Below are 24,099 nucleotides of genomic sequence, written 5' to 3' on the forward strand. Positions count from 1 at the left end.
TTGGGATGGGCGGGTCCAGTGGGTCCCGCGCTCCCGCGGCTCAATCGCGTCGCCGTCGAGCCGCGATTTGGATCCCCGCCTGCGGTCTACCAACCCATTTTCGCGGCGTGATCGGCGGCGCTAGAATCGCAACGGGCGCTGTCGCCCGGACCACCCAGGCCGCAATTCATGAGCTCCAGACGCCGCTGGCTGGTCGTCGCGGCGATCCTTCTCAGCCTTCTCGTGGTCGCCACAGCAGGGTGGGTTCTCGTCGCCGGCGGCGATCTGAAGGCGTTCCCCGACATGTTGGATGACCTGCTGGGCGAGCCCGCGCTGCCCGACGGCTTTGCGATGGGAAATGGTCGCCTCGAGGCAACCGAGGTGGACGTGGCGACCAAGCTGCCGGGGCGGCTGGCGGAGGTGCGCGTGCGCGAGGGCGACCGGGTGGAGGCCGGACAGGTGGTCGCGGTGCTCGACACGGATGCGCTTGCGGCCCAGCAGCGCCAGGCCCGCGCGGAGCGGCGGCGCGCCCAGCAGGAGCGCGAGTACGCGCTGGCCGTGGTGGAGCAGCGCGTGAGCGAGCTCGAGCTCGCCCGCCGCGAGCTCGCGCGTCTACAGCGACTCTCGCGCTCCGACCAGTTCGTCTCGGAGGAGCAGGTCGACCGGGCCCGCACCGATGCACGCACCGCCGAGGCGGCACTGAGGGCCGCCCAGGTCCAGGTGACCGCGAGCGATGCGGCGATCGAGGCGGCACAGGCGAGTATCGAGCGCATCGAGGTCGATATCGCCGACAGCACCCTCAAGGCACCGCGGGGCGGCCGTGTGCTCTACCGCCTGGCGGAACCCGGCGAAGTCTTGGGGGCAGGCGGCAAGGTCCTGACCCTGCTTGACCTGACCGATGTCTACATGGTCATCTTTCTGCCCGCGCCGGCGGCCGGATGGGCCGCCCTCGGCGCACCGGCCCGGATCCTGCTCGATGCCGCCCCTCAGTACGTGATCCCCGCTGAAGTCTCCTTCGTTGCCCCGCGCGCCCAGTTCACCCCCAAACAGGTAGAGACCCAAAGCGTTCGCGAAAACCTCGCCTTCCGCGTCAAGGTGCGCATCGACCCCGAGCTCCTCGCCCGCTACGAGGCATGGGTAAAGACGGGAGTCCCCGGTGTCGCCTACGTGCAGATCAGACCGGAGACCCCCTGGCCCGAGCATCTCGCCCCGAGGCTGCCGACATGGCCGAGCACACCGCGCCCCCCGTTGTCCGACTGAGCGGGCTGAGCCACGCCTACCGCTCGGCCACTGCCCTCGCTGGGGTGGGGTTGGAGCTTCCCGCCGGGCGGATGAGCGGGTTGATCGGCCCGGACGGGGTCGGCAAGTCGACGCTGCTCGGCATCGTCGCGGGTGTGCGCCGGATCCAGTCCGGACGCGTCGAGGTGCTGGGGCGGGACCTGCGGCTGCGCCGCGGGCGCGAAGCGGTGCTCCGGCGTATCGCCTATATGCCGCAGGGGCTCGGCCGGAACCTTTACCCGGCCCTTTCGGTCCGGGAGAATCTGGATTTCTTCGGCCGCCTGTTCGGGCAGGACCGGGCCACCCGGGCCGAGCGCATCGCCGAGCTCACCGCGGCCACCGGCCTCGCCCCCTTCATCGACCGACCCGCGCTCAACCTCTCGGGCGGCATGAGGCAGAAGCTCGGGGTCTGCTGCGCACTGATCCACGAGCCCGACCTGCTGATCCTCGACGAGCCGACGACCGGCGTCGATCCGCTCTCCCGGCGTCGTTTCTGGGACCTGATGGGGCGGCTGCGTCTGCGGCGCCCGGACCTCAGCATCCTGGTGTCCACGGCCTACATGGAAGAGGCCGAGCGCTTCGACACCCTGGTGGCAATGGACGCCGGGCGCGTGCTCGCCCAGGGCACCGTGGCCGAGCTGCGCGCGCAAACCGGCGAGCACGACTTGGAGGCGGTGTTTGTTGCCCTGCTCCCCGCAGAGCGACGGGGCGCCCATCGGCCCCTGGCGGTCCGAACCCGTCCGCCCACGGGGGGCGGCCCACCCGCCATCCGGGCCGAGGGACTGACCCGCCGCTTCGGTGACTTCACCGCCGTCGATCGGGTCGATCTATCGATCCGCAAGGGGGAGATCTTCGGCTTCCTCGGCTCCAACGGCAGCGGCAAGACCACCACCATGCGCATGCTCACCGGCCTGTTGCCGGTCACCGAGGGCTCGGCCTTCGTGTTCGGTCAGCCGGTGGAGGCGGAGGACGCGGCCCTGCGCCGCCGCCTGGGGTTCATGTCCCAATCCTTCTCGCTCTACGGGGAGCTCTCCGTACGGCAGAACCTCGACCTGCACGCGCGTCTCTATCACCTGCCCCCCGAGCACATACCCCGGCGGATCGCGGAGGTCAGCGAGCGCTTCGATCTCGCGCGGCATCTCGACGCCCGGGCCGAGGAGCTGCCGCTTGGGGTGCGCCAGCGCCTCTCGCTGGCGGTCGCGGTGATCCACGAGCCGGAGCTCCTGATCCTGGACGAGCCGACCTCCGGGGTCGACCCGATCGCCCGTGACCGCTTCTGGGAGCAGCTGCTCGGCCTCTCCCGTGAGCAGGGGGTGACCCTCTTCATCTCCACCCACTTCATGAACGAGGCAGAGCGGTGCGACCGCATCTCGCTCATGCACGCGGGACGGGTTCTCGCCGAGGGCACCCCGGGTGCACTCAAGGCCGAGCGGGGCGCGGCGACGCTGGAGGACGCCTTCGTCGCCTACATGGAGCGGGGCCTCGCGCAGGGCGGTGAGGAGTCGCGCGCCGAGTGGGGGGGGGCACGCCCGCACCCGGGCCGGCCGCGCCCGCCGCCCAGCCCGCGCCGACTCTTCCTGCGCCGGCTCTGGGCCTTTGTCAGGCGCGAGACCACCGAGCTGCGGCGCGACCCGATCCGTCTCGCCTTCGCCCTGCTCGGGCCGGTGCTCCTGATGTTCGCCATGGGATTCGGAATCTCCTTCGACGTCGAAGAGATCGCCTATGCCGGGCTCGACCACGACCGCAGCCCGGCGAGCCGGGAGTACCTTGAGCACTTCGCCGGTTCGCCCTGGTTCTCCGAGCAGCCCCCCCTCGTCACTGACACGGACATGCAACGGCGGCTCGCGAGCGGCCGGCTGACCCTGGCGATCGAGATCCCGCCGGGCTTCGGGCGGGCCCTGAAGCGCGGCGCCCGGCCCGAGGTCGGCTTCCTGATCGATGGGGCCATCCCGTTCCGCAGCGACACCATCCGCGGCTACGTCGAAGGGGTGCATCGACACTATCTGGAGTCCCGCGGCGGCGCCCCGTCCACGGCCTTGGTGGACGTCGAGACCCGCTTTCGCTACAACCAGGATTTCAAAAGCGTCTATGCAATGGTGCCGGGGATCCTGATGTTGCTGCTGATCATGATCCCGGCCACGATGACCGCGGTCGGGGTGGTGCGAGAGAAGGAGCTGGGCTCAATCGTCAACCTCTACGCGACGCCGAGCAACGGCGTGGAGTTCCTGCTCGGAAAGCAGCTCCCCTACGTGGGGCTGGCCCTCCTGAGCTACGTCATGCTGCTCATGATGGCGCTCTTCCTGTTTCGGGTGCCGCTGACCGGGGGTCTGGGCGCACTCACCTTGGGGGCGGTCCTGTTCGTCTTCGCGAGCACCGGGCTCGGGCTCCTGATCTCGACCTTCATGCGAACCCAGATCGCGGCGGTCTTCGGCACGGCCATCGCGAGCACCATCCCGACCATCCTGTTCTCGGGCATGCTGGTGCCGGTCTCCGCGCTGACGGGTCCAGCGCGTTTCATGGGCCACGGCTTCCCAAGCGCCTGGTTCAACCATGTGAGCGTGGGGACCTTCACCAAGGGGCTGACCCTGGGTGGCCTTTGGCTGGACGACCTGGTGCTCGCCGCTTTCGGACTTGGTTTCTTCCTGCTCGGGCTCGCCCTGCTGCGGACCCAGGAGCGCTGAGATGCGGCTCACCAACGTCTATCGCCTTGGGCTCAAGGAGCTCATCAGCCTGCGCTACGATCCCGTCCTCGTCTTGCTCATACTCTACGCCTTCACCTTTGCCATCATCGCCCCGGCGCGCGGCGTCAAGCTCGAGCTCAAGAACGCCTCGGTCGCGATCGTCGACGAGGACCGCTCCCCGCTCTCGGCCAGGATGGCCGAGAGCCTGCGCCTGCCGTACTTTCAGTCGCCGGACCACATCGGGGTGGCCGATATCGACGCGACGATGGATGCCGGCCAATACACCTTCGTGATCGACCTGCCGCCCCGGTTCCAGGCCGATGCCGAGGAAGGCCGCAGCCCGGCGGTGCAGGTCAATGTCGACGCGACCGCCATGGCGATGGCGGGCGCAGGCGCGCGCTATCTGGAGCGGGTGCTCACCGATGAGCCGCTGCGCTACCTCCACGGCGACCAGGCGGAGGCGCCAGATCAGGTGGTGCCGGTCACCCGACTCGCCTTCAACCCGAACGGCGAGTCGACATGGTTCCTGGCGGTGATGCAGATCGTCAACATGGTTACACTGCTCGGCATCGTCCTGACCGGGGCGGCGCTGATCCGCGAGCGCGAGCACGGAACCATCGAGCACCTGCTGGTGATGCCGCTCACCTCCGCGGAGATCATGCTCGCCAAGGTCTGGGCCAACGCCCTGGTGATCGTCGTAGCCGCGACCCTCGCCATGTTGGTGGTCGTCCAGGGGCTGCTCGGGGTCCCCAACGCGGGGTCTCTCGGGCTCTTCGTGCTCGGACTAGGCGTCTATCTCTTCGCGCTCACCGCTTTCGGCATCCTGCTGGCCACACTCACCCGCACCATGCCCCAGTTCGGTCTGCTCTCCATCCCGCTCTTTCTGGTCATGTACATGCTCTCGGGCGCCAACACCCCGCTCGACGCCATGCCGGATCTGCTGCGGCGGCTGATGCTCATCTCACCCACTACCCACTTCGTCGCTTTCGTCCAATCGGTGGTCTTCCGCGGCGCCGGGCTCGAGCTGGTCTGGCCCCACCTGGCCGCGACCCTGGGCCTGGGCGCGTTGGCCTTCGCCATCGCCCTCGCCCGCTTCCGGCAGACGGTGAGTCTGACCCGCCTGTGACTGCCGAGGAACAGGATCGTCCCGGGACAGGTGGACCCGTCGAGGCGGAGGACACCGATTGACGATCTGCGCGAACGCGCCGATCCTCCTGGGGGCCAGCCGCTGCGCCTGGAGCCGCCGATGCTCCGGAGCGGGTCCCGCGGCAGCCGGGAGCACCTTCGATGGCCATACGCGTTCATCGATCGACTGGGACAGCCTCGGCACCGAGCCGCACGCGGACTGGCACCGGTTCCGCCGGAAACTGCTCACCGTTCGCCGGCGGGAGATCGCCCCCCCTGCCGGGAACCACAGGCGGCCAAGACCAATTCGAGCTGATCGGGCGACGGGGCATACGAGTCCATGCGCGGCTCGGCGACGGCGCCCTATTGATCCTCGCGGCCAACCCCGGCGACACGGAGGTCGAGATCAAGCATCCCGCTGTGGACGCCCCCGCAGACCCCTCTACGCGCAGCCGAAACTGTTCCGTCCGGGCGGCTTTCTCGAGGTTGAAACGTCCATCGACTGACTGCATGCTGCCTGGCGATGTGGACGCGCGCATATCGCTGGCTCGACCGCACCGTTCTGGAGCTGGGACGGGAGGTACGGCTGTCCTACCTGCCACCCCTGATGGTGTATCTCGCCGCCGGAGTGTCCGGCCTGACGGCGATCGTCGGGACCTTCTTCGTCAAGGACTACCTCGGGCTCTCCGCTGAGCTGCTCGCGGCCCTCGCCTTCTGGGCCATGATCCCCTGGGCCCTGAAGATGCCGCTGGGTCATCTGGTCGACCTGATCTGGCGCTACAAGGCCGTGCTGGTTTATGCCGGCGCCGGACTCATCGCAACGAGTCTGCTGATCATGCTCGGCTTGCTGACCCGACCGCAGTCGATGGCGGAGCTGATGCCGGTGGAGACATGGTACGTCCTGAGCGTCCTGCTCGCACCGCTTGGCTATGTGGTTCAAGACGTGGTGGCTGACGCCATGACCGTCGAGGCGGTCCCCACGTTGGACGAGGACGGCTGGCCCATTGCGCCCGAACGCCGGCGCCTCATGCACACCACGATGCAGACCCTGGGACGGGTCGCCATCATCGGCGGCGGCGTGGTCGTCGCGCTGCTGAACGTCTGGTTGTTCAGGGACGTGGAGGGCATGGACGAGCCCGACAAGCTCGCCACCTACGTCCGCATTTATGCGCTCGCGTTGTTGATTCCGGCGGCCTCGGTCTCAGGCGTGATCCTGGGCGGTCTGACGAAGCGCCGCGAGGTCCGCCGGCTGCGCGCGCTCGGCCATGGGCCCGCTGCCGAGCGCCTGCTCCGTGGCCGTGCCGAGCCGACCAAACCGAACGCCTGGATCCTCGGCGGCAGCCTGGTGTTCGTGGTGTTCACGCTGGCGGTGGGATTGGGCGATGTCCCCTACAACGAGGAGATCGTATTCCTCGGGTCGCTCTCCATCGTGATCTTCCTGATCACGCGCCTGCTGCGGGAGCTCACGCCCGAGGCCGGGCGCCTGCTGCTCGGCACCGCGATCATCATCTTCGTCTACCGGGCCGTCCCCACCCCCGGGGCGGGAGAGACCTGGTGGATGATCGACGTCCTTGGATTCGATCAGCATTTCCTCTCCGTACTGTCGCTGATCGGCAGCAGCATGGCGCTGGCGGCCATGTTCGCCTTCCGCCGCTTCATGGCGGATTATTCCATTGCCTACATCGTCGGCGTTCTCACGATCCTGGCCACCCTGCTCGCGCTGCCGAACGTCGGGCTGTATTTCGGTGTCCATCACTGGACCGCCGCACATACCGCCGGCGTGGTGGACGCCCGGTTCATTGCCCTGGTGGACACAGCCGTGGAGTCGCCGTTGGGACAGGTCGCCATGATCCCGATGCTCGCCTGGATCGCGAATTCCGCCCCCGCCCACCTCAAGGCCACCTTCTTCGCGGTCATGGCCTCGTTCACCAACCTCGCCCTCTCGGCCGGTCAGCTTGGCACCAAGTATCTCAATCAAGTCTTCACCGTCACGCGGGAGGTCCGCGGCGGCGCCAATGCGATGGTCACGGTCCCGGCAGACTACTCCGAGCTGGGCTGGCTGCTGTTGACCGTCATGGCGCTCGGCCTCGTGCTGCCCTTTGCCGCTATCGGCGTGGTTAAGGCCACGCGACTGCGCAGTGCCTGAGGATCGCTGCAAACCTCGTCACATCAGACGCTCCGCCGCGGCGCTGCTCTTCAGTCCCGGCCCAGGTTTGTGTCGGGTCACCGCCGATTGGGGGTGACAAGGGCTGACCGCCCGACCCAGCACAGCAAGCAGGGTGATGGTTCGCAAGTGCCGAAGACGGCCGTATCAGAGGCGATTGATGTCAGCCTCGCGTGCCCGTGCGAGCACGATCGGACCAACCTCTTCGAGAACCCCGGAAGGCAACTCCAAACCTTCCACCGCGGCGAGCCGCTCGCCCAGCGCTTCGACCGTCTCGGGCCGACCTTCCATCCGCGCGACCAATGAGGTCAGATCCTCCACCAAGGCCCAGGGATATGTGATCCAACGCCATTTCAGCACGCGCCGGGCATGGTAGTCGGGCGTCACGCCGGATGTCTGCTTGTGATGCAGAACCGCGGTTCGCAGCGCCGCGGGCGGGCCCTTTGCGTCCAGATGCCGAAGGGCGACGGCGAAGGTGTCGCCCGAATCGCACACATCGTCGACCAGAAGAACCCGCCGCCCGGGGATGTCGAGGGGCAGCGGGTAACGGACCACGGCGGAACGCATCTTGTCGGGGCCGCGATAGTGTTCGATCTTGAGGGTCACAAGATCCAGAACCCCGAAATAATCGGCCAGCACCCGTGCGACCGGGTATCCGCCTCGCGTGACGGCTACAATCAGATCAGGCTTGTACCCGTCCGCATCAATCCGCCGGTACAGCACCCCGCACAGGCTCGCGAAGCGGCTCCAGCTCACGTACTCGAATCGCATGGTCGACTCACAGCCTTGGCCAGTGCACTCCCATCCCCGGAAACGGGACTTCGCAATGACCGCGCCCCGGCCCGGATCCCCCTGCCCCTCTGAAACAGGATCAGATCCGTGCGCCAGGTGGAGACGCCGGGCATGCTGGATCGGGCCAAGTCAATTCGTCCTCATGAAATGGTCCTGATGCGGACCATGGACAGACAAGCGCCGACTCCCGTCCCTATACCGGGGACAACCCGCTCGCCCGGAGAATCCCGCACGCGGGCCACGTCCGCTGCGGTTACACCAACGGCTGCGATCTGCGCCCACGTGGCTCCGCGCCCTGCCGTCAACCGCCGGCCGGCGCCCTCGCCCACCGATCTCGCTTCCATCACCATGCCGGCGCACGAACCTGTCGGACTGAGGGAGATCGAAGCGAGGGAGTGGGAGAGCGAGGCCATTGCGTTCCGGTTTTGAGGCGCATAGTGGGGGCTATGTAACGAAAGAGCGGGGCGACATGGACCGCTGTCCCGCTTCCGTAGTTGATTCATCCTTAGTCAGACAGGCTCCTAGGGTCCGGCGGGTTGATCGAGGATCGCTCGAGTCAGTGGACTCGTGTGAGCAGGTCATCGAGATCCGAGAACGAGAATGGCTTCTGGAGCACGCCTTCGACATGCAACGCCTCCATGCGGGGGGACACCTCGCTCAGCAGCTCCGCGAAGCCGCTCATCACGATCGCCCTCGGCATCCGGTCCTTCCTCTGCAGCTGCTCCAGCACGTCGATTCCGTTTACATCGGGCAAGATTAGGTCGATCACGATCAGATCGAAATCCTTCCGTTCACAGAGAATCGATCCGAGTCGTCCCTCGTACGCTGGGACGACACGGTGGCCATGCTCGGACAAATGATCGGACAGTGCCTGCGCGAGGACGTGATTGTCGTCCAGAACGAGGATCTTCATCGATGCTCACCTGCCGTCTTCATGCGCTCGCTGCAGCCAGGGCAGATCCCGTGGCTGATCCGCGGCAGCGCGCGTTCGGTCAGTATGGCGAGTCGCCGCACCGCCTGCTCCACTTCGACCCAGGTCTGTTCTGCCAGCACCGCTTTGCACCAGCTGCAGACGGTCAGGATGTCGCTGGAGCGGTTTTGGTGACGAGGGTCGAGCAGCGCCACGGGCTCGCGCGGCTCCAGGCGAAGCACGCGGCTGCGGAACTCCACTTGCCCCGGCGCGCGGCCGCTGACCCGCATCTCCATGAGACGTCGACGATCCGGGGAATCACACCGGTAGAGAAAACGGGCCTGGCGCCCCCCTCCCCGGATGCTGTCGATGAGTAGCTGATAGATGTGCCGGGTTTCCAAATCAGCGATCTGCTGCATCAAGGGCGAGCCGATCACCTGTGCGGCCGTCACCGGCCAGCCGTTCTGTTCGGCGAACACCAACCAGGCGTCGTTGACGAAGCTGATCCGGCCGTCGCTGTCGATCCGGTGAACGCAATCACAGGGGTTCGCACGTTGGCTCATGATGTTCGCGAAGGTTTCGACATCTTCAACGCCACTTGCCCGACCTGGTGAGGACCTCGCTTCGAGGTCTCGCCTTGTCGGCTGCTCGATCCCAAGCCTGACAGCAATGCGCTCGAAGCGCAAACCGCCAGCCTAAGGAAGGCTGGTCAGAGTGGAGCAGGCTCTGACATCCTTGAGATACTGATTGGCATAAGGCTCGCGACGCTTCCCCCGGATTCCGCCTTTCCGCCGGCATCGCCCGAGCCGTCAAGGCGTCGGATCTTCAGCGTCACCCGGGCTGCCTGATCCGAACCAGTCGAGCACCGACCCGGCAGGGTTCAGCCCTTCAGAGTGTTGACAACCCTTTCAAGGATTCTTCGCGCCTCGGCGCCCACCTGGTCCGCAGCCTCGTTGTGAGCCAAACCGAGCACCGTGACCGGATCCATGAAATCCACGGCGGTCCGGGATGGGGAGACGTGGCGGACCACAACATTGCAGGGCAGCAAGGCACCGGCTGACGGCTCGCCATCAATCACGCGCTTGGCCAGCCCCGGAGCGCAGGCGCCCAGGATGCGATAGCCGCCGATGTCCTCGTTCAGCTTGGCTTTGAGGATGGCAGCGACATTGACGTCGCTGACAATGCCGAGATGTTCTGAGGCCAGGGCGGACATGACGCGCTCCAGGGCCGCGTCGAAGGGCAGGTCAATCTCCACGCCGAATGCGTAGCTCACGGGGCTTTCTCCAGAGGATCGCGGGTTTTCGAAGCACCGCTCTCAGGGAGCGGTCGGGCAAGACAGCCAGACGCTAGCATCGCTGCCGGCGTGCCGGACAGGCGAATCATCAATCTCCGGACCAACTGAGGGTGCTCTGAGGGCGCGCCTTCATTTCGCGGCGGGGTCAGCATCAGCGAGGATCCGCCACGTCCCCCGAGATCACCCAAGCTCGTGCCTCCGCGTCTTGATCGCTGCCGAAAGCACGCAGATGCATCGGAGTGACGGCATCAACCAAACCGATCAGTGTCGACATCCAGGTCTTGTCGACCACGTACGCGCACCGCTCGATGCTGCTCCAAAGGGTTGCCATGTGGGCCAGCTTTTCTTTCACAACCGGCAATTCGTACCCTTCATAGCCCAGCAGGTTCAGGTAGAGACGCGCCTTGTGCCCCGACGCCCGGATGCGTTCTAGATCCGCCACCAATCTGGCGATGTCATGTGCGGTCGTTCTCCCAACCGCCTTGAGCCCGATGACGTCGGGATCTTCGGTGCCAAGGTCGATGTACTCAATGCCGTCGCTCATCATGATCACACCGGATGATCTGCGCCTGAATGATGGTGCCTGCTGCCCACCCCCACGCCATGCCCGACACCAGGGCATGCCCGTCCACTGCCTCGTCGCCTGCTACCGCGAGGGTGCCGATGTGCAAAGGCTGTGGTCGGTAGGTGCCACCGACCGAGAATGATGTCGGGGCGGCGGCCGCCCGGCTCCTGGCTGACCCAGACGCCGGCATGACGTCTTGAGGCGCGTCGTCGCTTCGATCGCGACGGACGGCCGGAACGACCCGACGTCACTCGGGGTCCGGCACGAAGCTCAGCACGTTGCCGTTGATGCAGTAGCGCCTGCCGGACGGCGGCGGGCCGTCCTCAAAGACATGTCCCAAGTGGATGCCAGAGCTGGCACTCCGGACCTCGATTCGGCGCATGCCGTGGGAGTTGTCCTCATGGAGGGTGATCGCGCCCTCGATCGGGTTGAAGAAGCTGGGCCAACCGGTCCCGCTGTCGAACTTGGTGTCGCTGCGGAACAGGGGCGCGCCGGTGACGGGGTCGACGAAGACGCCCGGGCGCTTCTCGTCCAGGTGCGATCCGCTGAAGGCCCGCTCGGTGCCCTGCTTGAAGGCGATTTGCTGCTGCTCCGGCGTCAGGATCTGGAAGCCGAGCCATTTCCAGAAGCGGTCATCGTCGCCCTTGTAGCCGGTGTAGCGGGAGACCTCCTTGCCCTTTTCGAACAAGACGATCGTCGGCGTGGCGAACAAGGCCTTCTCCAGCTTCCAGCCCTCGGGTGGCTCGCGATTGAAGGTGGTCACGACAGGCACCTCCGATGCCCAGCCATCCAACACCTCGGCCCGGAACGCCTTGCAGTAAGGGCAGTCTTCCGCCTCGAAGACGATCAGCTGCCGCCCGAAATCGAGCGCGTCGGCCGCCAGTCGGGGCGCCGCCGCCTTCGGGGGCTCGCCCGGATAAGCCACGTTTGTGCCACCGAGCCCGCAGTAGCCGTTCGGATTCTTCTTCAGGTAGTCCTGATGAGAGTCCTCGGCGCGATTGTAGTTGCGGAGCGGCGCAATCTCGGTCGTGATCGGGCCATAGCCCGCGGCGCTCAGCGCCCGCTGATAGGTATCGCGCGTCTTCAGCGCCGTCTGCCGCTGCGTGTCGTCGACCGTGTAAATCGCGCTGCGGTAGTTGGTGCCGACATCGTTGCCCTGGCGATCGCCCTGGGTCGGATCGTGGTTCTCCCAGAACTTGATCAACACCGTCTCGAGGCTCACCCGCTCGGGATCGAAGCTGACCTTGATGACTTCGGCGTGGTTGCGTTGGTCCGTCTTGCCGCGCCGGATCCTCTTCTCCAGCGCCAGCACGTCCCGGTAGCCCGCCTGCTCGGCATCGCCGCCCGCGTAGCCGGACTCGACATCCAGGACACCCGGGATCTCGGACATCCGCTTTTCGGCGCCCCAGAAGCACCCCATGCCGAGCACGATCGACTCGGCAGCAGCCACGGCCTGCAATGGCATGGACATCACCAAGATGCTGAAGACGAAACGGTTGATGGGAGACATATGCCTGTGCCTGACTCGCGATAAGGTACCAGTGAGACCGGCAGGAGCGCCAATATGTTTCCTCGACTCCACGAGCATACCCGCAGGCGGGATGCGCTCGATCTGAGTGAGGAGGCGCTCGTTCGACTGGCATCCGGCCACCGCGGCGGCATCAACTCCTGGCTCATGAACCGGCAGGTCATGGCGAGGATGGCGAAGCGCTCGTCCGACGAAGTGCTGTTTCAGACCGAGATTCACCCGTCCCGGGCCTGGAGGCCGTAACCGGTCAGATGTTGCACGTTGCGTGGTTGCCGCATCACAGACTCCTCCATGGGTTGGCCTTTCCGGCTTGCTCGATGAGCGACTCGATCTCGCCCCTCTCCAGCGTTTCACTTTCCAGGAGGGCCTCGGCCACGGCCTCGAGCTGCGGACGGTGCTGCTTCAGAAGGTCGACCACCCGGCTCTCGATCTCGCCGACCAGACGGCCGATCTCGTCGTCGATGATCTGCGCAGTGTGCTCGCTGAAATCACGCTGCTGGGCCATTTCCCGACCCAGGAAGATGTGCTCCTCTCCCCTGCGGAAGGCCACCGGTCCGAGCTTCTCACTCATGCCCCAGTGTGTGACCATGTGACGTGCCAGGCGAGTCGCCTGCTTGAGATCCTCCTCCGCGCCGGAGCTGACTTCCCCGAACACCATCCGCTCCGAGGCGCGCCCACCCAGCATGACGCCGATGCGGTCGCGCAGGTAGCTTTCGCGCAGGTTGTGCCGGTCCTCCACGGGTATCTGCTCCGTGGCACCCAGCGCGCGGCCACGCGGAATGATGGTCACCTTGTCCAGGGGATCGGCATGCGGCAGCATGCTTGCCGCAATGGCATGCCCCGCCTCGTGATAGGCCACCAGTCTCTTTTCCTCCTCGCCGAGGACCATCTCGCGTTGTCCGCCGAGCACGATCTTGTCGTGCGCGTCGAGCAGAAGGTCCATGTTGACCTGTGACTTGCCTTCGCGGCCGGCGAGCAGCGCCGCCTCATTCACGAGGTTCTCCAGATCGGCTCCCGAGAAACCCACGGTCAGCGCTGCCAGACGGTCCAGATCGACGTCGTCTGCCAGCGGCACCTCGCGGGAGTGAACGCCTAGAATGGCCCGACGCGCCTTGCGGTCGGGCAAGTCGAGGACGACCTTGCGGTCGAAGCGGCCGGGGCGCATGAGGGCCGGATCCAGGACATCCGGCCGATTGGTCGCGGCCAGCACCACGACGGGCTCATGCGGTGAAAAGCCATCCATCTCACTGAGGATCTGATTCAGGGTTTGCTCCCGTTCGTCATGACCGCCGCCGAGCCCCGTTCCGCGGGCTCGGCCGACTGAGTCGATCTCGTCGATGAAGATGATCGCCGGGGCTTCCTGCTTGGCGCTCTCGAACATATCCCGCACCCGCGAGGCGCCCACCCCGACAAACATCTCGATGAACTCCGAGCCGCTGATACTGAAGAACGGGACATCGGCCTCACCCGCGACCGCCTTGGCCAGCAGCGTCTTGCCGGTGCCCGGGGGGCCCATCAGGAGAATACCGTTGGGAATCTTGGCGCCAAGCTTGCGGAAGCGACCGGGGTCGCGAAGATAGCCGGTAATTTCGCGCAGATCGCGCTTCGCGTTCTCCAGGCCGGCGACGTCCTCGAAGGTGACGGCCGACGCGCTTTTCTGGAAACGCTTCGCCTTGGACTGGGCAAAGCCGAAGATGCCCCCCTTGCCGGCCCCGGCGATGCGTTCCTGCATCTTGCCGCTCGCGTACCAGAACAGCCCGATGATCAACAACCAGGGGAGCAGGCCGATCAATGCCTGCATCCACCAGCTGGCCTGCGTCGATTCGGCGTTCACCTCGACCTCGTGCTGCTCCAGGAGCGCAATCAAGTCGGGGTCGTCGACCGGCGGCAGCCTGGTGATGAAACGCCGCGGTGCAGGTTCCTCGCCTGGGGCCGCCCGCGCATCGGCTACGCGCAACCGTCCGGAAACGCGGTCAGCCTCAAAGGTGATCTCGGCCACTTCGTCGCCGCGAACCTTGTCCTTGAAGGTGCTGTATGAGAGTGTCTGCGCGACTTCTGCTTGCTCTCCGCCGAGGTTGAACAGGTACCAGGAGAAGGTGAAAAAGACGAGAAACCAGACCAGGTAGCGCCACCAAAGGGGCGTCTGCTGCGGCTCGATGGCGGGTTTCCGGTTGCTCATGTCGCGCCTCTCCGGAAATGCCGACCTATTGGTCATGTTGGCCAAAGATCAGCAGGGCGCCGGAAGATGCGGTCTCCCGGCTCCTTCAGTTCGATGTTCTTAAAGCGCCCGAAACTGGCAAGGCACCCCGCCCAACGCGGAAAGCACCGGACTATCGAAAGCCTCCCCGAGCGGACGATGCGGTGATTGGTCCCTTCGACACGATTGGCGTTCATGCATCATCAGCATAGCGAATCTGCGGCTGGGGCGGTGATGAGCGCGACCGCAAGCCGACGCGGGACGGTTGCCGATGCCGTCATGCGAATGAACGACAGGCTCAAGGTCCGCCCAGCCAAAGGTGACATCGGGGAAGCCCCGGAATCCGCCGGTCACAGCGGCGCGCGGCCGCGTGGCGGACGGCGCCTCGTCATCGACCCGGAAGGGATCCTGCGCGCCTCTATTGTCAATCTAGCCTATTCCAGAAGGTGAGCCAGGCCCTCAGTGACACCGAGGAAATCCGCCTGAGCGCTCTGCGGCGTATGCTGCGTAGGCCGACACCAGGAGACGCCGCTTCAGACATTCGGACACGGCTGTGAAGAAGATGCACTAGCAAAATCGTCGGAAATCAGTCATGGTTGCGCATCGGCGAGACGGCTGAGACATCGCGCCGGATTCACGCTGACGGCGCGAATCGCGAATCGAATCCCAGACTGCGTCAGGGGAGGTGTGGGCAATGGAACCGTCCAAGCATGGTCGCGCCCTCACAATGGCTCGAGACAGTCGTCGCATGATGGCCAGAGTGGCCAATCGCGGCCTCGCCCCGCGATGCTCGGACCGCTGGGGGCGTTTTCTGCCTGAGGCGCTCGCCCTGACGGCGATCATCGCGGGCGTCCATATCCACCCTGGGCTGGCTCTTGTGCTGCCGATCTTCATCCGCGCGGCAATGCAGGCCGCAGCGGCGGTGCATGAGCTCGGGCACGCCCTTGCTGGCGGGGCCGCTGTGCTGTCTCACTTGCCCACGCCCACCGCGGTGTTCTCACCGCGGGCCTTGCTGCCTATGCAGCCAATCTACATCCCCGGTTTCAGTGATCCGGATCGCGCGCCGCAACTCAGCGTCGGTGTGCTGTCACAGCGGCGCCGGCGCTGGGCCGCAATCGCAGGGCCAGCGGCAAATCTCGTCTTCGTGTCGGCGTTGATTCCGGCGATTGAACCTTCCAGCGGGATGGCTGGCCTGGCCCAGGTCCTGCTGTTGCTGCTGACACTGTCCAACCTCTGGGTCATCGCAACCTCCTGGACCGACTACGCGTCGCTGATCTCTGGAAAGGCGACGCGCCTGTACTGCGGCAACTTCGGCATCCTGGCCAAGCGTATGCACCAGGAGCACGGCTTTTTGCCAAGACGCTTCCGCAGCATCGTGCAGCGCCTCGGGGAGACGACGGATATTCGCGGACAACAGGCGGGTGGCCTCGCAGTCATGAGCGCCAGCGGGCGCTTCGTGGGTCGAAAGATCGTCAACGACAAACGCGGCAATCTGACGCGCGACCTCATCGGCTCGTTTCGCCGGCGAGCGCTACTGTGCCGGATCGGCGGCCGCAAGCCGAGAAGTGATGTCTTCCACCTGGTCGGGCATTACCGCTATGGCACCTCCAGCGGTCCGTCGGTGCTGGAGACGCACTGGCACCGATGGCAGCGACCGCGAATGGGACCCGTCTGGTCCGTCGATGGAAGACGGCTGGTTCGGCGGCGGCGCATCGTGGAGAACCTGATCACCCACAACGGGGACTTCGATACCTGGCGGGCACCCTGGGCGCGCCAGCCCGTCTCGTCTCTGGGTTCTTGGCTGGCCGAGGTGCTTGACGAGCACAATCCCGCCCAGGGTGACTCCCCGAAGATTGCCGGGATGTTGGACCTGCTCAATACCCAGGGGCAGTGGGGGGCGTCCCTCCGCCTTGCCTATGCCATGCAGACCGGCAGCGCGCCGCCCGCGCGGTATCTGAAGGAGCTGACTCGAGTCTCCGAGCAGGTATTCCGGCGCTGGGCCGGCCAGATCGACGGCGCGGAGCGAGACAGCGGGGCAGAGGAGCAGGGTCGGCGGAAACCGACGTTGTGCGTCGTCGGATGCGCGTCTCTGGCGGAGGTGTTCGAGGCCAATGCGGCTCGGGTGCAGGAACTGGTGGATGGGCTGTGGCAAGCGTCGCTGCCGTTGTCGCGGGTGTGGCTCGACGAGCTCGGGCAGCAGCATGGCCGACTGATCATCAACCGCGCGGTGCACGCCTTTTTCCACAACGACCTCTACCAGGCGACCCAGTTGTTCATGGAGCGGGCGGAGGGGACCTTCGGGCTGGTCACGACCACAAGCCTGCAGCCCGGCGCCGTCGCGCTGGCCGCGGATCGCCAGCCGCTGTTCATCGGTGCCGATCCGCAGGCCGGGCTTCTCGTCTACGCTTCCGAGGCGGCGGCGCTCAAGGTGGCCGGCACCCCGTCGGCTGACGGGAGCGCGTCGCCGGTCCCGTATCGTTTTGATCTGCGTGACGGCGACGTCGTGTGGTTGCAGGTGAACGCAGACACCGCCGACAACACCATGACGGTGCTGAACCGGTATCTGAAAACGGTGCCTGTGGAGGAGCGAATCACACCCGAAGCGCTGGCCGCGTCGGCCTGCGCCACAGCGCCGACCGCATTGGCCTCCGAACCCTCGGCAAGGCGCTGGATCGCACTCCATCACAACCGCTACGTGCAGCCTTGCTCGGCCGACACCTCGCGAAGGGGTGTACGCGACCGCGTGCTGGCGGAGATGACCGAGATCCCGTCTGTATTGGAGCGCGTACAGGCAGCCTGGGATGATCCGGATTCGCCCAATCGGCGCACCGCGCAGGCCTTCTCAGCGGCCTTCTTGGACAGTTCAGGCGCCTGGAGAACCCATGCGCGAAGCGAGCGGGGACCAACACTCAATGCAACGCTCGACCTCCTGGTGCTCGGCGTCGAGAACAGCCTCTATGCGGGCCAGCGCTTCACACAGGACCTGAGCCGCGTATTCCCCTACTTGCACGTCGAGGCGGTCGACGCCGTTTCCTACTGCGAGGACCCGCAACGGTTCGCGGTTGGGGCGGAGACCGTCACGTTAGCGCTGAGCCATTCCGGGCAGACGTTCAACACCTTGGACGCGGTGAAGTTCCTCCAGGGCTTGCACGGGCTCGGCAAGGCGGGACCCGTGTTTGTGATGACCGGCGAGGTCGATACCCTGATCGGTGCGGCGGTCGGGCAGGGCGTGCACGTCCGTGCCCCTTGGCAGGCGCGTGTCTTCGCCACCTGCGCCGGCTGGCGCACCGCGGAGCCGGCCACCGTCAGCACAGCCGCGATGCACGCGAGCCTGACTCAGCTCTTGCTGCGTCTGGCACGCGACGGGCGCGCAGCGGCCGACACGGGGGGCGAGCAGCCGTTCGGACTGACGGCGCGCGGCGCCGATCTGGACCAGGTGGAGGCGTTGGCCCGCCTGTCCGTATCCCGCGCCGAATCCCTGTTGGGCTGCACCGCCGAAGGGTGGACAGTGGTCACCGACGAGCGCGCCGGGCTGATCGGGCACGGCCGCTATCTCGCCCGGTTGATCACCGAGCCGGCGCTGGTGTTCCTGGTCACCGCGACCCACCTGTTCGTGATGCTCTGGCTGGGCTGGACCCCGGTCGTCGCCGCCCAGGACCTGCTGAATGCCGCGACCGATTTCACGCTCTTCGATGCCGGCACAGCCGAAGGCAAGTTACTGAAGGTCCTCGTCGAGACCGCGTATTTCCTGTTCGCCGGCGTCGCCTTCACGCTGCTGCTGCGCTGGATACAGGGTCGGCCGTTGTGGGACCGGGTATTCGTAGGCCGCACGCTGGTCCTGGGTGACGAGCCATACGTCAAGAGTCTGCTCTCGCAATACGTCAGTAAGCTGTTTTCGCTGGCCTACGAGTTCACAGGATTCGTCGGCATCCACGCGGCGGATACCCGCTCCAGCGATCTCTTGCATACCTATGGTCACCGCATGACCCGCGGTCTGGTGTTGTATCTCGGCCTACCGGATGGGCGTTGGCCCGGCCGCGAACGTGCGGAGGCCGCGGTCTGCATGACCTCCAGCCAGGCGCGCGGCGTGCAGAACCTTGGCACTGGCGCCTTCGTGCTGGGCACCGGCCACAATCCCGCGTCGGCCGAAAAGGTGGATCGCTTCGCGCTGTTGGGTCCGTCACCCAGCCGAGCCGAGGTGCTGCCCTGGGCGCTGCGCGGGCGTTGGTCGGCGCTGGCGCGCGAGCTGCAGGAGTCGCGTTTCGAGTCGTTCGAGCGGCTGTTGGCATCCTATGTCGTCTTCCACGTCGCGGCGGCGAACACGCGCGACTTCATCAATCCCCTGGTGCCGATCGCCAACCTCCTTTGGTCGCCGGTATTCCTGATTGTCAGGCTGCTGACCGGCGGGCGCGTGCGGCCGCGGTTTGGACGCTGGGATCTGTCCCGGACCCAGAGCGGCACGCGCATCGCCACCACGGCGGCGCCCGTGTCCGCCAATTCCAACGATCCGCACGAGTATCTGATGCCGGCCGAGCGCTACGCCGCCCAACCGGCGTCCCTGCGGGAGGACACATTGAGGTCGGTGTTACCCTTGCACCGGCCGTTGGTGCTCCCTGGAACCGCCGCGAGGGAGCGCGCGCGCTCGATCACACACCGGCTGGGGACAGGCGAAACGGCAGCGAAAGCCGATCGCGAGCCGCCTGAATGAAAGCGCTGAAGAATTCAGCGCCTCCCGTGCGGCGCCGGCAATGATGATACACGCCGCGGCGTGTGACCCCGACCGGAGCGCACGCCAGAGCCATTGCGAGCACATCCGACTCCATGTATGCCAACACACTGACAGCGATCTTACTGATGACGACAGTCTCACCGATCCTCGCCGATGACACCATACCCGACGAACCCGAGCTGATCCCGTTGGAGGTCCTGTTCGGCAATCCGAGCCGCACCCAGGCCCGAATTGCGCCGGACGGCGAGCACCTGAGCTGGCTGGCCCCCTCCGCCGATGACGTGCTGAACGTCTGGGTACAGCCTGCGGACCGCTCGACACCGCCGCGGCAGATCACCGACGACCAGGTCCGCGGCATCCGCTTCCACGGTTGGTCGCAGGACGGCAAGCGGGTGTTCTACCTCCAGGACAGGGACGGCGATGAGAACTGGCACCTGTATGCGGTTGGGCTCGACGGCGGCGCGGCGCGGGACCTGACCCCGTTCGACGGCGTCCGTGCCGAAAACCTGATTACCGATCCCGAGCATCCAAACGAGGTGCTGGTGGGCCTGAACAAGCGCGATCCGAGCGTGTTCGACATGTTCCGTCTCGATCTGGCGAGCGCCGAGCTGACCCTCGATACCGAGAACCCCGGCGATGTGCTCGGCTGGATCACCGACGCGGACTTCCGCATCCGCGCCGCCGAGGCCGCGGATCCGGCCAACGGCGACACCATCATCCGTGTACGCGACGCCGAAGACCGGCCCTGGCGGGAGCTGCTGCGCTTCCCGTTCGGCGAGAACGGCAGCGCCTATGGCTTCGATGACAGCGGCCGGCGCCTGCACGTCACGAGCTCCCTCGGTAGCGATACGACCCGGCTGCTCGCCGTCGATGCCGGGACCGGACAGGTGCTCGAGGAGCTCGCGGCGAGCCCGAAGAGTGACGTCGACGACGCGCTGGTGCATCCGACCGAGCATCGCATCCAGGCGGTCGAGTTCAACTATCTGACGCCCGAGTGGACGGTGCTCGACGAGGCGATCCGCGACGACTTCGCCTACCTGCGCGACGCCGCCGACGGCACCCTGTCCATCGCCAGCCGCACGCTGGCCGACGACCGCTGGGTCGTCGCCTACCAGCCGGACGACGGCCCCGCCAGCTACTACCTCTATCAGCGCGAGCCGCGAAGCGCGGAGCTCCTGTTCTTGACCCGTCCCGAGCTGAAGGAGTATGAGCTCGCGGCCATGCGCCCGGTGCTGATACCCGCCCGCGACGGCCTGACGCTGCCGGCCTATCTAAGCCTCCCCGCACACATTGACGCGGACAAGCCGGCGTCGCCGCTCGCCATGGTGCTGCTGGTTCACGGCGGTCCCTGGGCTCGGGACGACTGGGGCTATGACCCACAGGCGCAGTGGCTCGCGAACCGCGGTTATGCGGTGCTGCAGGTGAACTTCCGCGGCTCGACCGGGTTCGGCAAGGCGTTCCTGAATGCGGGCAACGGCGAGTGGGGCGTCGGCGCCATGCAGCACGACCTCACCGACTCCATAAAATGGGCCGCGGACCGGGGCATCGCCGACCCGGAACGGGTCTGCATCCTCGGTGGCTCCTATGGCGGCTACGCGGTGCTCGCGGGCCTCACCTTCACGCCCGAGCTCTATGCCTGCGGCGTCGACATCGTCGGCCCGTCGCATATCAAGACACTGTTCGAGTCGATTCCGCCCTACTGGGCGCCGGCGAAGAAGGAGATGGTGCTGCGCGTCGGCGACGTCGAGAACGACGCCGAGCTGAACCGGCGCATCTCGCCCTTCTTTCACGCCGAGCAGGTTCGGGCACCGCTGATGGTGCTGCAGGGCGCCAATGACCCGCGGGTGAAGATTGCCGAGAGCGACCAGATGGTCTCGGCGATGCGTGAGCGGAACCTGCCGGTGACCTACATCGTCTTCCCGGACGAGGGCCACGGCTTCGCGCGCCCTGAGAACCGCCTCGATGCCAACGCCCGGATCGAGCGCTTCCTTGCCAAGCACCTCGGTGGCCGGGCCGAGGCCGCGAGGCCGATCAAAGGCAGCACCGCAGAGGTGCGCTAGAAGACGAAGTCGATGCTCGCCAGAAGCGTTCCACCGGAATCACGCAGCTCGGCTCGCCAAGAGCCTTTCATCCCTCGATAGATCCTTTTCGTGGAGTGGCTGCGCCATCGTTTGGCGCGCACAGGAACGCGGATCTGGAGGACCTCCTTGCCCTCGTGAAGCCAGCGGTAGTGCAGGACCTCCCCTTCCAGCCCGATCACCTCGCTGAACGAGGAGACCGGGGCAAAGCCGCTGGCGTTCACCCTGACGTCCCTGAGATCGCCACTCGGCTCGTTGCCTATGACCGCCTGCGCCAGCGCAAACCGCTTCACCGCAGGCGAAGAGATGGAGGTGCTCGCGGACCGAATCAGACCGTCGCTCTGCTCGTCAACTGCAGTCTCGGTCACTGCCGCGGGCGGCCGATCCGGCGCCGGTTCAGCCTCCCCGCCGGAGGACGCCTCAGAGACGGGCACGGCGGTCGATTCCGCCGAGGGCTCGTCGGGCGGCCGATGCAGCTGGTCGCGTTCTGCAACCGCGGCGGCCCCGTCCGTTTCGACGTCGGACGCCGGTTCAGCCCCCACCGTCGGTAACCCGTCAGAGGCGCTCGCAGCACTCGACTCCGCGCCCGGCTCGTTGGACGACAAACGTCCGGTGTCGCCCGGTCCCAGATCGTCCGCCTCCAGCGTCGGTACCTCCTCGGTGAATGCGACGACCGAGTCGCCCCGGGCGGCTGAGCGGGACTCGGGGGATGCAGCGATCGCCGCGCTCTCGGGTGCCTGCGCAACAGGTCGCTCGAAGGCCGCCGGCGGCAGCGTCGGGACCTCGTCGGCTCTCTGCGGCGCCGTCCCCCGTGTTTCTCCTGCTGCCTCAGGCAGAGGTGCTGTGCCTGGCAGCTCGGATGGCACCGGCGAGCCGATCGAATCCGATGCGGTTTCAGTAGCGATGCGTTCGGAGGCGAGCGAGTCGCCCGCTGCTGCGACACTTGGCGGCGTCGGTTCCTCGCCTTGAACGGGCGATTGCTGCGCGCTTGCCTCGAGCGTCTCGCCCTGTCCCCGGAGGACCTCTTCGGCCTCAACGCTGGTCGGGGGGACGGAGGGGGCGAGCCAGGCATAGACGGCGTAACCGGCCAGTCCGACCACCACAACGAGGGCGGCGAGTGCGCCGATGATGCGGTCCCAATGGTAGATGTACTCGGTTTTCGGCTGCGGTGGCGATGTCGGCGCCCCGATCTTGATCCTGAGCTGACGTCTCGGGGATTGATCGACCATAGATGCCTCACAAACACATGACGGACAATATCTTCTGCAAACGCGCTTGGCTCGATTGGACCCATGGCACGCTGGTCACAGCGCCCATCACGGTCCTATTCAGCCACAGTGAGCCGTGCGAAACAATGCGCCGGAAACCATTGCCAACCCGCGCCTGGGAGAGGGTCGGCTGTGACCAACCGCACCGGGAGGGATCTCGCCCTGGCACGCTCCGGGGGTATCAGGCGAGGGGCCGCCCTCCACCTTGGATTGGCAGCCGCCTGACGGCATTGGCACCTCGCCATCGACCTCAGTACCACAGCCCGGTGAAGTGCCGCCGCGGCGAAGGGACTGAGCGCGACGCGCTCGGGTCGCGCAGCGCATCGAACAGGGCGCCGCCGTCCACAGACAGGGGATCGCGGACCGAGGGCATGCCGTGGCGCCTTGGCACCAGGTCCAACAGACGCTGGATCCGCTCGCCGGTCTGCGGGTGAGTGCGCAGCAGCGAGGGGTCTGGGACATGACCTCCGGGCATCAGGATCTGCTCCCAGAAGCGGCCTTGATAACGCTCCAGCTTGTCCAGCGCAGAGGCCAGACCGGCCGGGTCACCGGTCAGCTCGGCGGCGCCGCGGTCTGCCTCGTACTCCCGATTGCGTGAAAGGGCGAGCTGCGTCAAGGCGCTCAGGGTCGGTGCCGAGAGCAGAACCAGGATCGCGAGCCATGGGACGTCCACCTCGGCGAGCGCGAGCGCGGGCAGGCTGAGGATCAGCAGCAGCTGTCCGACCAGGCTGAACAGGCTCGCGATGCGGCTAACCAGGTCGGCAAAGGCCATCACGGCCAGGTCTCCGTTGGCGACGTGGCTGATCTCGTGGGCGAGCACGCCCGCCAGCTCGCGCAGGTCGAGCCGGCGCAGCAGGCCGTCCGAGACTGCGACCAAGGCGTCGTCAGGCCTGCCGGTCGCGAAGGCATTCATGAGTCGCGACGGGATATAGTAGAGCCGCGGCGTCCGCGGCAGACCGGCGCGGCGCGCCAGCTCGGCGAGCACCGCATAATGGCGCGGCGCCTCGGACGGATGCAGCACCCGCCCCGGATAGAGCATCGCGACCAGCCGCGGCGAGGCCGCCGGGTTGGTAAAGTACAGCAGCAGCACCGTCGCCAACGCGAAGACGACGAAAGCGGTCCCGCCGATGACCCAGGCCAGCAGGCCGAGCAAGCCGGCCAGTGTGGCGACCAGGAGCAGGGATTGAAGGGAATTGTTGAGCTTATGCTCGCTCAGGCGCTCTCGGTCCATGCCATGGAGTTGGGGCCGACGCAGAGGCCAAAAAATGCGGCGTTCCGAATTGTGTCGACAATCACGCCTACACCAGCTCCGATGGCAGCCTCGGCACTCCACGGGCGCCAACGCAAAGACAAGGGACCGGCGGACAACGGCCGATGCCGACATACCCGGGAGCGGCAAAGGACATTGATGATTGTTAACGCGCCGCAAGGGCAACATCTGGTTCAATGCTGTCGACGTCGATTGACGATTGCTGGCAGCACGCACTGCCGCGGTGGCGCACCCCGCCCAT

Annotated in this window: 16 protein-coding genes; 7 read left to right on the top strand and 9 right to left on the bottom strand. The window is 66.4% G+C overall.

Going from position 1 to position 24,099, the window contains the following annotated elements:
- Positions 1–168: 168 nt before the first annotated feature.
- The 4 genes from LJE61_RS11175 to LJE61_RS11190 all read left to right on the top strand — a co-directional run bounded on the left by LJE61_RS11175 (position 169) and on the right by LJE61_RS11190 (position 7,209).
- On the top strand, positions 169–1,239 hold the full coding sequence (locus tag LJE61_RS11175) for an HlyD family secretion protein (protein WP_296909536.1): 1,071 nt from the start codon (positions 169–171) through the stop codon (positions 1,237–1,239).
- A complete protein-coding gene (gene rbbA, locus LJE61_RS11180; RefSeq protein ID WP_296918414.1) occupies positions 1,203–3,938 on the top strand; it encodes a ribosome-associated ATPase/putative transporter RbbA in 2,736 nt (911 codons plus the stop codon). Before LJE61_RS11175 ends, rbbA begins: the two co-directional genes overlap by 37 nt.
- A 1-nt stretch (position 3,939) precedes the next feature.
- Positions 3,940–5,064, top strand: coding sequence for an ABC transporter permease (locus LJE61_RS11185; protein WP_296909538.1), 1,125 nt, complete (start codon positions 3,940–3,942; stop codon positions 5,062–5,064).
- A 522-nt stretch (positions 5,065–5,586) separates the two neighbouring features.
- Complete coding sequence (locus LJE61_RS11190; protein WP_296909539.1) at positions 5,587–7,209, top strand: MFS transporter; 1,623 nt, start codon at positions 5,587–5,589, stop codon at positions 7,207–7,209.
- Between the two features lie 165 nt (positions 7,210–7,374).
- Here the strand turns inward: LJE61_RS11190 and LJE61_RS11195 are convergent, their stop codons facing one another.
- From LJE61_RS11195 to msrA, 6 genes are all read right to left on the bottom strand, one after another.
- The gene (locus LJE61_RS11195; RefSeq protein WP_296909540.1) at positions 7,375–7,998 is read right to left on the bottom strand and encodes a phosphoribosyltransferase; all 624 of its coding nucleotides are present in this window, start codon (positions 7,996–7,998) and stop codon (positions 7,375–7,377) included.
- A gap of 577 nt (positions 7,999–8,575) precedes the next feature.
- Complete coding sequence (locus LJE61_RS11200; protein ID WP_296909541.1) at positions 8,576–8,932, bottom strand: response regulator; 357 nt, start codon at positions 8,930–8,932, stop codon at positions 8,576–8,578.
- Positions 8,929–9,492: a PAS domain-containing protein gene (locus LJE61_RS11205; RefSeq protein WP_296909542.1), complete on the bottom strand. Its 564-nt coding sequence runs from the start codon at positions 9,490–9,492 to the stop codon at positions 8,929–8,931. The genes LJE61_RS11200 and LJE61_RS11205 overlap by 4 nt, the downstream gene beginning before the upstream one ends.
- Positions 9,493–9,809: 317 nt before the next feature.
- Positions 9,810–10,202: a DUF302 domain-containing protein gene (locus LJE61_RS11210; protein WP_296909543.1), complete on the bottom strand. Its 393-nt coding sequence runs from the start codon at positions 10,200–10,202 to the stop codon at positions 9,810–9,812.
- A gap of 172 nt (positions 10,203–10,374) precedes the next feature.
- A complete protein-coding gene (locus LJE61_RS11215; RefSeq protein WP_296909544.1) occupies positions 10,375–10,770 on the bottom strand; it encodes a SpoIIAA family protein in 396 nt (131 codons plus the stop codon).
- Positions 10,771–11,035: 265 nt separating this feature from the next.
- Positions 11,036–12,298 (bottom strand): peptide-methionine (S)-S-oxide reductase MsrA, encoded by a 1,263-nt coding sequence (gene msrA / locus LJE61_RS11220; RefSeq protein ID WP_296918416.1) that lies wholly within the window; start codon positions 12,296–12,298, stop codon positions 11,036–11,038.
- Positions 12,299–12,352: 54 nt separating this feature from the next.
- On the opposite strand from msrA, the gene LJE61_RS11225 reads away from it, so the two are divergent.
- Entirely contained in the window at positions 12,353–12,559 is a 207-nt protein-coding gene (locus tag LJE61_RS11225; RefSeq protein ID WP_296909546.1) for a hypothetical protein, read from the top strand.
- 34 nt (positions 12,560–12,593) lie between these two features.
- Here the strand turns inward: LJE61_RS11225 and ftsH are convergent, their stop codons facing one another.
- Positions 12,594–14,495, bottom strand: coding sequence for an ATP-dependent zinc metalloprotease FtsH (gene ftsH / locus LJE61_RS11230; protein ID WP_296918418.1), 1,902 nt, complete (start codon positions 14,493–14,495; stop codon positions 12,594–12,596).
- A gap of 766 nt (positions 14,496–15,261) precedes the next feature.
- On the opposite strand from ftsH, the gene LJE61_RS11235 reads away from it, so the two are divergent.
- Together LJE61_RS11235 and LJE61_RS11240 are read left to right on the top strand one after the other, a co-directional pair.
- Positions 15,262–19,221, top strand: a complete 3,960-nt coding sequence (locus LJE61_RS11235) for a hypothetical protein (protein ID WP_296918420.1) — start codon at positions 15,262–15,264, stop codon at positions 19,219–19,221.
- Positions 19,222–19,367: 146 nt separating this feature from the next.
- On the top strand, positions 19,368–21,302 hold the full coding sequence (locus LJE61_RS11240) for an alpha/beta hydrolase family protein (RefSeq protein WP_296909550.1): 1,935 nt from the start codon (positions 19,368–19,370) through the stop codon (positions 21,300–21,302).
- On the opposite strand, the gene LJE61_RS11245 is transcribed toward LJE61_RS11240, so the two are convergent.
- Both LJE61_RS11245 and LJE61_RS11250 read right to left on the bottom strand, forming a co-directional pair.
- A complete protein-coding gene (locus tag LJE61_RS11245; RefSeq protein WP_296918423.1) occupies positions 21,299–22,549 on the bottom strand; it encodes a DUF2914 domain-containing protein in 1,251 nt (416 codons plus the stop codon). The genes LJE61_RS11240 and LJE61_RS11245 overlap by 4 nt on opposite strands.
- A 289-nt stretch (positions 22,550–22,838) precedes the next feature.
- Positions 22,839–23,819, bottom strand: coding sequence for a zinc metalloprotease HtpX (locus tag LJE61_RS11250; protein WP_296918425.1), 981 nt, complete (start codon positions 23,817–23,819; stop codon positions 22,839–22,841).
- Positions 23,820–24,099: the final 280 nt, after the last annotated feature.

Origin of the sequence: Thiocapsa sp., assembly GCF_022340925.1 — a bacterium.
GTDB lineage: Bacteria > Pseudomonadota > Gammaproteobacteria > Chromatiales > Chromatiaceae > Thiocapsa.

What these genes read in the sequence shown, in the direction of transcription:
- LJE61_RS11175 (WP_296909536.1), top strand. Translation starts at nt 169, where the DNA reads ATGAGCTCCAGACGCCGCTGGCTGGTCGTCGCGGCGATCCTTCTCAGC.
- rbbA (WP_296918414.1), top strand. Translation starts at nt 1,203, where the DNA reads ATGGCCGAGCACACCGCGCCCCCCGTTGTCCGACTGAGCGGGCTGAGC.
- LJE61_RS11185 (WP_296909538.1), top strand. Translation starts at nt 3,940, where the DNA reads ATGCGGCTCACCAACGTCTATCGCCTTGGGCTCAAGGAGCTCATCAGC.
- LJE61_RS11190 (WP_296909539.1), top strand. Translation starts at nt 5,587, where the DNA reads ATGTGGACGCGCGCATATCGCTGGCTCGACCGCACCGTTCTGGAGCTG.
- LJE61_RS11195 (WP_296909540.1), bottom strand. Translation starts at nt 7,998, where the DNA reads ATGCGATTCGAGTACGTGAGCTGGAGCCGCTTCGCGAGCCTGTGCGGG.
- LJE61_RS11200 (WP_296909541.1), bottom strand. Translation starts at nt 8,932, where the DNA reads ATGAAGATCCTCGTTCTGGACGACAATCACGTCCTCGCGCAGGCACTG.
- LJE61_RS11205 (WP_296909542.1), bottom strand. Translation starts at nt 9,492, where the DNA reads ATGAGCCAACGTGCGAACCCCTGTGATTGCGTTCACCGGATCGACAGC.
- LJE61_RS11215 (WP_296909544.1), bottom strand. Translation starts at nt 10,770, where the DNA reads ATGATGAGCGACGGCATTGAGTACATCGACCTTGGCACCGAAGATCCC.
- msrA (WP_296918416.1), bottom strand. Translation starts at nt 12,298, where the DNA reads ATGTCTCCCATCAACCGTTTCGTCTTCAGCATCTTGGTGATGTCCATG.
- LJE61_RS11225 (WP_296909546.1), top strand. Translation starts at nt 12,353, where the DNA reads ATGTTTCCTCGACTCCACGAGCATACCCGCAGGCGGGATGCGCTCGAT.
- ftsH (WP_296918418.1), bottom strand. Translation starts at nt 14,495, where the DNA reads ATGAGCAACCGGAAACCCGCCATCGAGCCGCAGCAGACGCCCCTTTGG.
- LJE61_RS11235 (WP_296918420.1), top strand. Translation starts at nt 15,262, where the DNA reads ATGATGGCCAGAGTGGCCAATCGCGGCCTCGCCCCGCGATGCTCGGAC.
- LJE61_RS11240 (WP_296909550.1), top strand. Translation starts at nt 19,368, where the DNA reads ATGACGACAGTCTCACCGATCCTCGCCGATGACACCATACCCGACGAA.
- LJE61_RS11245 (WP_296918423.1), bottom strand. Translation starts at nt 22,549, where the DNA reads ATGGTCGATCAATCCCCGAGACGTCAGCTCAGGATCAAGATCGGGGCG.
- LJE61_RS11250 (WP_296918425.1), bottom strand. Translation starts at nt 23,819, where the DNA reads ATGGACCGAGAGCGCCTGAGCGAGCATAAGCTCAACAATTCCCTTCAA.